Annotated in this window: 10 protein-coding genes; 4 read left to right on the forward strand and 6 right to left on the reverse strand. The window is 57.9% G+C overall.

Features of this window, described 5'->3' with window-relative positions:
• Positions 1-1118 (forward strand): fatty acid desaturase family protein (locus AC33YF_RS11570; RefSeq protein WP_491777358.1); only part of this gene is annotated, 1118 nt, incomplete at its 5' end.
• Here the strand turns inward: AC33YF_RS11570 and AC33YF_RS11575 are convergent.
• Entirely contained in the window at positions 1115-1261 is a 147-nt protein-coding gene (locus tag AC33YF_RS11575; RefSeq protein ID WP_491777359.1) for a hypothetical protein, read from the reverse strand. The genes AC33YF_RS11570 and AC33YF_RS11575 overlap by 4 nt on opposite strands.
• A gap of 23 nt (positions 1262-1284) precedes the next feature.
• Between AC33YF_RS11575 and AC33YF_RS11580 the strand changes: the two genes are divergently transcribed.
• The gene (locus AC33YF_RS11580; protein ID WP_491777360.1) at positions 1285-2265 is read left to right on the forward strand and encodes an NADPH:quinone oxidoreductase family protein; all 981 of its coding nucleotides are present in this window, start codon (positions 1285-1287) and stop codon (positions 2263-2265) included.
• A 21-nt stretch (positions 2266-2286) separates the two neighbouring features.
• Here the strand turns inward: AC33YF_RS11580 and AC33YF_RS11585 are convergent, their stop codons facing one another.
• A complete protein-coding gene (locus tag AC33YF_RS11585) occupies positions 2287-2661 on the reverse strand; it encodes a YkvA family protein (RefSeq protein WP_491777367.1) in 375 nt (124 codons plus the stop codon).
• Positions 2662-2835: 174 nt separating this feature from the next.
• Between AC33YF_RS11585 and AC33YF_RS11590 the strand changes: the two genes are divergently transcribed.
• On the forward strand, positions 2836-3375 hold the full coding sequence (locus AC33YF_RS11590) for a low molecular weight protein-tyrosine-phosphatase (RefSeq protein ID WP_491777361.1): 540 nt from the start codon (positions 2836-2838) through the stop codon (positions 3373-3375).
• Between the two features lie 9 nt (positions 3376-3384).
• Here the strand turns inward: AC33YF_RS11590 and thpR are convergent, their stop codons facing one another.
• The 3 genes from thpR to AC33YF_RS11605 all read right to left on the reverse strand — a co-directional run bounded on the left by thpR (position 3385) and on the right by AC33YF_RS11605 (position 5420).
• Positions 3385-3981: an RNA 2',3'-cyclic phosphodiesterase gene (gene thpR, locus AC33YF_RS11595; RefSeq protein WP_491777362.1), complete on the reverse strand. Its 597-nt coding sequence runs from the start codon at positions 3979-3981 to the stop codon at positions 3385-3387.
• Positions 3982-4014: 33 nt separating this feature from the next.
• On the reverse strand, positions 4015-5058 hold the full coding sequence (locus AC33YF_RS11600) for an NADP(H)-dependent aldo-keto reductase (RefSeq protein ID WP_491777363.1): 1044 nt from the start codon (positions 5056-5058) through the stop codon (positions 4015-4017).
• Positions 5059-5258: 200 nt separating this feature from the next.
• Positions 5259-5420, reverse strand: coding sequence for a hypothetical protein (locus AC33YF_RS11605; protein ID WP_491777364.1), 162 nt, complete (start codon positions 5418-5420; stop codon positions 5259-5261).
• A gap of 201 nt (positions 5421-5621) precedes the next feature.
• Here AC33YF_RS11605 and AC33YF_RS11610 point away from each other — a divergent pair, with 201 nt between their 5' ends.
• Positions 5622-7499, forward strand: coding sequence for a protein kinase domain-containing protein (locus AC33YF_RS11610; RefSeq protein WP_491777365.1), 1878 nt, complete (start codon positions 5622-5624; stop codon positions 7497-7499).
• A gap of 79 nt (positions 7500-7578) precedes the next feature.
• On the opposite strand, the gene AC33YF_RS11615 is transcribed toward AC33YF_RS11610, so the two are convergent.
• Entirely contained in the window at positions 7579-8586 is a 1008-nt protein-coding gene (locus tag AC33YF_RS11615) for an O-antigen ligase family protein (RefSeq protein ID WP_491777366.1), read from the reverse strand.
• Positions 8587-9198: the final 612 nt, after the last annotated feature.

Raw genomic sequence — 9198 nt, forward strand, 5'->3', positions numbered from 1 at the left:
GTAATGCCCTGGAATGGTCATACCGAGCCTGTAGCAGCTACACCATGGCAGACTCCGCAAAGTTAAAAGAAGCAATCGCATATCTGCGCGAGGAGATACCGACCCGGGACATCTCAGCGAAGCCGGTTGTCGCTCATCCGCACAACACTGTACGGATGGTGCCAGAGCGGTTGCCTGCCGCCCGCATTAAGGAACTGTCGCAACTAACGCCTGCAATTGCAGTCCTTTGGACCTTCGCGCAGTGGGTAGCCATTGGCGCCGCGATCGCTCTTTGCGTCGCATTCTGGAATCCCATTCTTTATGTATTGGCCGTTATATTCATCGGAGCGCGCCAGCATGCACTCATGGTTCTGGGCCATGATGCCTCGCATTTTCGGACGCTACGTTCGCGCTGGCAGAACGACCTTTTCGCAAACATCTTCATGATGTGGCCGACCTTTGCTTCGGTCGAAGGCTTCCGCAAATTCCATGGCACGCATCACCAATACACGAACCTCCCAGACGACGGGAATCGGCATATCTGGTACACGCATGACGCGGCGGGTGATCTTGCTCCGGACTGGCGCTATCCCAAAACGCGTAGGGGTCTCCTTTGGGTCTTGCTGCGGCGCGCGGCGCTGTACACAGGATTATTCTGGATCGTGCGCGGGTTGATCGGATCGACGCTGATTCCGTCGCCAGGCTGGATGCGTGCGGCGAGATTGACTTTCTATGCGGCCGTCGCGCTTGCCCTGACCTATTTCGGAATCTGGTACGAGTTTTTACTTCTCTGGATTGTACCGTTCTGCACTTGGCACATCGCAGCCCAGTATATGAGGCTGATCTGCGAGCACAGTGCTGTCGAAAGCGACGAGGAAGAGTACGCGATTACGCGCACGACCATCCCGACCCTGCTCGAACGCATTTTCATCTTGCCCTGTAACATTGGCTACCACATCGAGCATCACTGGTATCCCAGCGTGCCGTTCTACCGTCTACCGGAATTGCATCGTGAGCTGATGAATCGAGAGGGCTTCCGCAAGAATGCCGACGTGCGGCGCTCCGTATTCGCATCACTTGGTGCCTGCGTTAAACCAGCGACCTCCTCCCAACCCGGCGCCGTCGGCGGCCAAGCTTAGGGATCCCCTGAGCCAAGGCCGACCAAGAGTGTCAAAACCGACAACTCGGCCATCTCCGCACTTGCGATGACGACGAAGCCGAGGCAAAGCTTGAGGCCCGCACGCCGCGCCCAACTCTCGCGGCTATTCTCCTTGGAGCACATTCAGGATTTCCCGGAGCCGATCCATGCGCGCAGTTCAGTTTGACGAGTTTTCCGGATTAGACGCCCTCAAGCTTGCAGAAGTCGCCGATCCCGAACCAAAGGCGGGGGAGGTTATTGTCCGGGTCACGTCTGTCGGTCTGAACTTTTTCGACACGCTCGTTCTGCGCAACCGCTACCAGTTCACTCCAAAACTTCCTGCATCACCTGGCGGCGAAATCGCCGGCGTCATCGAGGCGCTTGGTGATGAGGTCGCCGATCTCGCCGTGGGTCAACGGGTCATGGCCTATGTAGGCGGAAATGGGTGCCAGGAACGGATGGCCATCAAAGCCGCAAGCGTCATCCCAATTCCGGACGGCGTTAGTGAAGATGTCGCTGCAGGCGTCTCGATCACGTACGGAACCGCGATACATGGCTTCAAAGACCGGGCGGGGTTGCAGCCGGGTGAGAGCGTTGCCGTTCTGGGTGCGGCCGGTGGCGCCGGGTTGGCCGCTGTTGAGATCGCGAAATTGATGGGTGCGCATGTCATCGCGGTCGCCTCATCGGAGGAAAAGATCGCGCTGGCTGTTCAGTACGGAGCCGATGATGGTATCGACTACCGGAATTGCGATCTCAAAAAAACGCTGAAGCAGCGAACAGCGCCGCATGGGCTCGACGTGCTCTATGATTGTGTGGGCGGCGATGCAGCCGAGCCGTCACTTCGTGCGCTTGGGTGGAAGGGACGTTACCTTGTTATCGGCTTTGCCTCCGGCGATATCCCGCGGATGCCACTTAACCTCGTGCTGCTCAAGGGTTGCGACATTCTCGGCGTCTTTTGGACTGCGTTCGTCGATCGCGAGCCGGAGGCGCATCGAGCGAATACGTTGCAAGTCTTGAATTGGTGCCAAGAGGGACGGCTAAAGCCCCATATACATCAGACGTTCCCGCTGGCCGAAACCAAGGATGCTCTGAGGGTCATCCAGGAGCGCAAAGCCAGCGGCAAGGTGATTATTCGCCCCCAAGAGTAAGGCTTCTTGGCGATCGCGTCGCTAGCGCTGCGCGTTTGAGGCCGTGTCCGACAATTGCTTGTCCAAAGCGCGCGCGGCCGCTGCTCTGTGGACCGGTGTGATGTTCGCGGAAACCAGGCCTATGACCGCGGTTAGAAGTGCCATGTCGTCGGCAAATCCGAGGCCCGCGACAATGTCCGGAATGAGATCGATCGGCATGATGAAGTAGGCCAGGGCCGCAAGAAGCATCCCGCGCACACGCATCGGTGTGGCCGGATCCATCGCGCAGTAATAGGCCGCAACGAGATCCTCCACGAACGGGATGTGGCCAGCAACGCGCCTTAGCTTCTTCCAGAAGTCCCGGCGTACTCTTTGCTCGCGCTTAAGGATCGTATCTGCAGATACTTCCCGTCCCATTGCGGCCTCGCGGAGATCGGCCGCGTCTTCGAATGCGGTCATGGTTCACTACCTATTTGGGCTGATGCATTTGAACATAGCCGCTGTAGACATGGGGTTTTTTGGTCCATTTCTCAAGAGTCGCCGCTACGGCCGGTCCCTTGAACTGTCGAACGTCCCATGCGAAGGAGCGCTATGACCGGCCAAGATCTCGATAACAAACACGGCGCAAAGGCTGAAACGGTGCGGCACCGATTGCTGTTCGCTTGCCTTGGTAACATTTGCCGCTCGCCTATGGCCGAGGGCATCTTCCGCCGTGTGGCCGAAGAGGAAGGGCTGGCGCATTTGTTTGATCTCGATTCGGCGGGAATGGGCGATTGGCACAAAGGTCAGGCGCCTGACCACCGTGCGCAGAAGGCGGCGCTTGCCCGCGGGGTCGATATATCCGGTCAGTCCGCGCGCAAGGTGGAGCTTGAGGATTTCGAGGAGTTCGACCTCATCCTGGCCATGGATGGCTCGAACATTGCTGATCTCGAAGATATTGCCCCGCATGGCGCGCGCCAGAAGATCAGGCGCTTCTTGGACTTTGCCCCTCACGTGCCTGAGCAAGATGTGCCCGATCCCTATTATGGCGGAGAGGCAGGTTTTGACCACGCGCTAGACCTGATCGAAGCAGCTGCGAAGGGCTTGTTTTCAGAGCTCACGCAGAAGGACGGCGGTCCGTCGCAGAGCTAGCGATCGAGTTTAGGAGTCGATCCCGTAGGCCTGCAGCTGGTCGACTTCGTATACGCCATAGTTGTCGTCCTCTTCGTCTTCGAGATCGTACGCCGCCTCGACGACATAGGGTCCGCCGCCGACCGAGTCGCGGGACGAATACAGGACAAAGCGCGTGACAGTGAAGCTGTCCGAAACCAAGCCAACATTTTGTAGGTAAGCCGCGACCGCATCGGGACGTGTGCCGCGCAGGCGCGCGATGGTCACATGAGGTTTGAAGTTGCGCCGTTCTGGCGGAAGTCCCGCTAGCCGTGCGGCCGCGTCGCACGCATAGTGAAGCGCATCGACCTCGGGTGAGGGTTCGGCGCTTGCGAAAATTGTGCGGGGCTTCTTGCCGCCAAAGCTGTCGAGGCCGTTCAGCTTAAGCCGGAACGGCACGGCGAGAATATCGCCCAGTGCGTCCGTGAAATGACGGGCTGTCGCGCCGTCCACGTCGCCAACAAAGCGCAGCGTGAGATGATAGTTCTCCGGGTCGATCCATCGGGCCCCATTGAGCCCCGCGCGAAGCATCGAAAGACGATCGGCAATGCTCCTCGGTATCTCTATTGCGGTGAACAACCTGGGCATGACCGAATCAACATGTTTCTACGAACCAGAGTCTCACGGGCAAGGGTTAGGGTAGTCAAGGTGGATCTTGTCAATGTCCTCAAGAACGGCCTCCGGCAAAGTCACGTCGGCGGCGTCGATATCGGTCTCAAGCTGCCTCGTCGTGGTCGCTCCTATGATGACCGACGTCATGAACGGGCGTGACATAGCGTACGCAATTGCCATTTGAGAGGGGTCGAGACCATGCTGGCGAGCCAGAGCCACATAGGCCGAGATCGCATGAGGGCCGTTTCCCTGTTCGTATCGGCCAAGCCGGTTGAAAAGCGTTTTTCGCGCGCCGGGCGGTAAGGCGCCGTTCTCGTACTTGCCACTCAAGTAGCCTTGGCCAAGCGGCGAGTAGCCCAAAAGGCTGATCTGTTCTTCGTGGCTGATCTCGGCGAGGCCGACTTCGTAAGACCGGTTGACAAGGCTGAAGGCGTTTTGGATGGACTCTACACGCGGCAGCTTGTGTTGCTCGGCAAGCTTGAGAAAACTCATGACGCCCCAGGGGGTCTCGTTTGAGAGCCCAATGAAGCGCACTTTGCCGCTCGAAACGAACTCACCGAGCACCTCCAGAATTTCTTGAATATTGTGAGCGTCATCGCCTAGGCGGCGATACTCCAACCCCTCGAAGACCCGAATGGGCCGGTCAGGCCAGTGAAGCTGATAGAGGTCTACATAGTCCGTTTGCAGCCGCCTCAGGCTCTTATCGAGGGCCTCGCGCATCTGTTCCGGAGTCTGTCGCGCGTGAATGGGCTCGTCGCGCAGCCAGTCGATAACGGAGCTACGCCCAGCCACCTTCGTCGCGATCAGCACTTTATCCCTAGCCTTTCGCGACGTGAGCCATGTCCCGATGATCTCTTCCGTGGCGCCTTGCGTGGCCGCCTTTGGCGGGATTGGGTAGATCTCCGCGGCATCAAAGAGATTGATCCCCCTATCGAGCGCGAAGTCCATCTGCTCGTGCCCCTCGGCTTCCGTGTTTTGTTCACCGAAAGTCATGGTCCCAAGCGTGAGCGCGCTGATCTTCAACCCTGTCCGTCCAAGCTCACGATATTCCATGGGATCTCCGTCTTCTCTTTGTGCGCAATCGACGTCGCGTAGCACGCAGTCATTGGCGCCCGGCGGCGGAGCATATCGCGCGCGGCCGCTAATCTAGTTCGGTTCGGATAGTTCGCTTCAGTCCTTGCGCCTATTGCTGGGCTCACAATCGGCGCGCTGCGCCTCTTCGCACGCCCGGGAGCTGATGGCATATTGCCCGGCTAAGATGGCAGCGTTTGCGTTGTTCTAATCCCGCCAACTTTCTCAGCCTCAATGGCAGCTTCCTCGCTTGCGAACATGTATGTGAACACGAGCCAAAGAACAAAAGCGGCAATAACAAAGATCGCTACAGCTTTGCCGAAAGCGCCGAAAGATAGAGGCATGAATGAAAACTCATATCAGGTTTGTTCTGGGTCGCAGCTGAGCCGCACTCAGCTCTCGGGTCCGGACACTAGCGCAACAGGCCAAAGAGGATCAATGAGGTCAAAAAACGGACTTGAGTGGCCGAGCGTCCTGGTAGACACATGCTTGCGAGAACTTGCCGAGGGCCGCACGACCTCGGCATTAGTTAGGGGTATGGCCTTATGACGGACAAGCAAGAAGACCTGATAGCGGCTCTCGACGCCTTGGAAGACGCCGTCGAGCGACCGGATCGGCCTCTCGATTCGTTGCTTTCTGAACTCGCGACGCTGCTCTTGGGATTCTCGCGCGATTCATTTCAGCGCCCTCGGGTCCATCGTATGCTGGGCATTGTCTACGGCCATTTGGGCCGCGACTCGGATGCGGTCAAGGAATTGCACGACGCGAGGGAGCTCGCAAAGACCCTGTCGCCGCCCAATTACCGTGAGCTCGGCCAGGTCGCGCGTGCCCTGTCCGCGATTTGCGCCGCCTCGGGGGAAGACCGGCTTGCCAGGGATGAATTGGTCTCAGCTCTAACATTTACAGCGGTTGCTGGCCAACCCGAAGAGGTCGTGAGGCTTGTTGAGGACGTGGCCCATAGTGAGCTCAACGCGCGGCGGTTCGAGAGTGGCGCGCTGCTCTTAGGCTTTCTTCTGTCGGAAAATGATCGGTTCACAGTGCCTGACTACGTTGTTAACCGCGCTCGCGTTGGTCTCATTCAAGCGTTGAATGCGCTGGGTCGGCACGACGAAGTTCCCGCGCACGTCAAGGTATCCCACACAACCTTGAGGGACGACGACAGACGGCTTCGCTTCTTAACCCAGATTGAGGCTGCTCGAGCGAGTGCCGGACTGGGCCGTCACGATGAGGCGGAAGGCGCGTTACTTGTGGCAGAGAACTTCCTTCCCGAGGACGCTACAGCCGCAGATCATTCCGAGTTCATCGAAGCCGTGACGGAGCTACAAGAGCTGCGGGCTGATGAATCGGCTGTCCAGAGTCTCGAACATCTTGTTGCGCAGTATACAGAGCAGAATCAGCCGACTCGCATCATTGTCGCCTGCCGGGCCTTAGCAAGTGTGCTCTTGAAAAGGGGCGATCTGCCGGGCGCGTTACGCGCGCTCGGTCGCGCACTTCGGTCTGCGGTCGAAGCCAATCTTGGAGTGGCTGGTGCGTTACGGACGGAAATCTCGCGACGTGCTGGTGCAGACCGCCTCGTCGACCTCAAAGGGTCAAAGAGCCTGATTGGGTTGAACGATGAGCCTGATCTGCGCTTTGTGAAACTGCGCCCGTTGGGTCAAGCAAGTGCTGGCGATAGCGTGCTGGCGTTGGACATGACCGACGGCCAAACCCTCTCGTTGAGGAAGTTGGATCTCAGCAGTTTAGGAGAGAAGCAGCGCGAAGCTGTGTTAGCTGGCGAGCGTCGCGCATATGCGACTCTATCAACTACGCACGACGACCAAGTTGCGAAGATTCGCGATATGCGTCTCACGCCTGACGGCCAACTATACACCCTGCAACTTAGACCGGAGGGGCCAACGCTACGTGATCTTTTCACCGCCGGGTCGGATCCTGCGCAGATGCTTTCCCTCTTGGCAGGAACTGCTGGTGCCCTCAGTGTACTGCATAGGCGCGACCTAATGCACCGCGACCTTACCCCCGATCACGTCGTCATCGGGCGCGACAACCACGGCAAAGAACTGCCGATTTTGATCGAGATTGGCTTGGCTCCCGTCGCGGCGGCGTCTGGGATTGCCGGCTACCCCGGTGTGCCGCCTTACGTGGCCCCGGAGCAGGTAGCAGGTGAGGACGTCGATACGAGCGCCGATATCTATGCCCTCGGACAGATGATCGCCGAGCTGTGGGGCGGGCGAGTTCCGGCCCGCGCGAATTTAGGCCGCTTGTGGAAGCGGGATGGCGCGGACCAAATGCCGCGCGATATCGGCGATCTCGTGCGGGCTATGACGGCGTCGGACCCCAGCCGCCGTACCACTGATCTTGGCGATATCGTAGAGGTCCTTAAAGCGCAGCTGGATCAGGGGGACCCTGATGGGCCTCCGGACTAAATTAAACACCGCGCCGTTGGCGTCCTTAGGCTAGCTATCTAAGGAATAGGCTTCCTCAGGTGGCTCGAGTGTCTATGCGCTATAACTGAGCGCGGGATTCGCCGCGTTGAAACCCCAGGCAAAGATATAGCGCTAGTAAGCCGACCGCACACATCCACCAGGTCTGCCACATACCCCACGCGAAAGCTGCGATCAGAGCAAAGGTAGCAAAAGCTGCTGCTGCGTAAGGGTGTAAGTCCCTGGGCAACGTTTCAGCACGCAATATGACCAGCGCGCCTGCGAGTGCGAACAAGGCCGCGCCCACAGCCCCTAGTTCGAACCAAGTTTGCAAATAAAGGCTGTGAGTGTGATGGCCCGTTGTTCGGTAAATCGTGACATCTCCAGCCTCCTTTCGAATTCGGAACCCCTCTTTTTGTGCCGGCGTCAGCACTTTCCGGGACGCTACACCAATCTCTCGCGTAGAGTTCACGCCGATTCCAAGCCAAGGGTGTTCGAGCGTCCTCTCTGCTGTGTAGTCCCAAAGGACAACCCGCGCTCTAAACGAGTAAGGTAGTGATGGATGTGCATGTAAGCCGGCATCGTGAGCTAGAAAGCTCGCAGGAAGCACAAGCAAGAAGGCAAGGCACCACAATACCGATAGCATTCGTAAGACGACTCTACTCCACTTGTAAGCCAGTGCGAAAACGATGGCGGAGCCAAGGAGAGCCATTTGAGAGGAACTGTGCTCCGATGCAAACACAACAAAGGCAGTTGCGGTGAAGAACAGAGCGCCTATGGCCCACTTGCGCCTGTGGTCGGGCGTTGCGGTCAGCATCAGGAGTGCGGGCCATAAATTGAACATAGCGATTGCCACACCCTGATTTAGAGTGTTCAGATTGACTCGGGTGACGATATTGTCGGCGAGCTCAATACGTTTGGTGTTGTCGGGTCGGATCGCGGGGAATGTGTTATATGCTCCCCGCGTGATCGCGTTGTCCGTAAAGACTTCAATGAGGAGATAGACGATCGCGAGGCCTGCACCAACGATGAAAGCGATGCTGAAGGCGCGACTTTGTGGCTCGGTCAGCACGCCAACGGCTGACCGCACGAGGAGAATTGCCAAAACTAGACCGAGCAAGATGGCGACTTTGGCCAGAGCAGAAGCAGGATTCCATGACCAGGTGGCATTCAGGAAAGCGTAAAGAGAAAGTGCAAGACAGGCAGCCAGCGAGGCGCTTGGTGAGATCGCTTTCCACAAACGCGGGCTATGCCACATCGCCGCGCTTATCAACACGACAACTAGCAAAGGAAGAAAAACCGTCGTGAGCTTTGGTGCTATTGCGGTGCCTAAAGGAGCAAGAAGAAATACGATGGCAGCTGATTGACGAAACGCGTCGTCTTGGCCCTGTGTAGTCACGCGTGTATCCCTCGCGAAAGTCTGATCGAGCCCCGGGCCCACCGACAGTACTGCATGCCACGGCTATGGCAGCGATGGGCCAAATGATTTGAGAGTTTGTAGTTCAGGGAGCCGTGGATTGTGAAGAGCCCACGGTTGAACTATTGCTCTGACAGCCAAACGATTTCTCGCCACTGCAATGGGTCCGACGGTAGAGCCGGCGCTATGCGAAGAATAGGTGAATCTTGGCGTGTGAATGGGCGTTCAATTGTCAGAATAGTTGATCATTTAGATGTGCGGAATAGCAGGCTTTCTCGATCCGGA

This window comes from Methyloceanibacter sp. (assembly GCF_058506495.1).

Excerpts from the sequence above, each read along its gene's own strand:
- AC33YF_RS11575 (WP_491777359.1), bottom strand. The coding sequence starts at position 1,261 with ATGTGCTCCAAGGAGAATAGCCGCGAGAGTTGGGCGCGGCGTGCGGGC.
- AC33YF_RS11580 (WP_491777360.1), top strand. The coding sequence starts at position 1,285 with ATGCGCGCAGTTCAGTTTGACGAGTTTTCCGGATTAGACGCCCTCAAG.
- AC33YF_RS11585 (WP_491777367.1), bottom strand. The coding sequence starts at position 2,661 with ATGGGACGGGAAGTATCTGCAGATACGATCCTTAAGCGCGAGCAAAGA.
- AC33YF_RS11590 (WP_491777361.1), top strand. The coding sequence starts at position 2,836 with ATGACCGGCCAAGATCTCGATAACAAACACGGCGCAAAGGCTGAAACG.
- thpR (WP_491777362.1), bottom strand. The coding sequence starts at position 3,981 with ATGCCCAGGTTGTTCACCGCAATAGAGATACCGAGGAGCATTGCCGAT.
- AC33YF_RS11600 (WP_491777363.1), bottom strand. The coding sequence starts at position 5,058 with ATGGAATATCGTGAGCTTGGACGGACAGGGTTGAAGATCAGCGCGCTC.
- AC33YF_RS11605 (WP_491777364.1), bottom strand. The coding sequence starts at position 5,420 with ATGCCTCTATCTTTCGGCGCTTTCGGCAAAGCTGTAGCGATCTTTGTT.
- AC33YF_RS11610 (WP_491777365.1), top strand. The coding sequence starts at position 5,622 with ATGACGGACAAGCAAGAAGACCTGATAGCGGCTCTCGACGCCTTGGAA.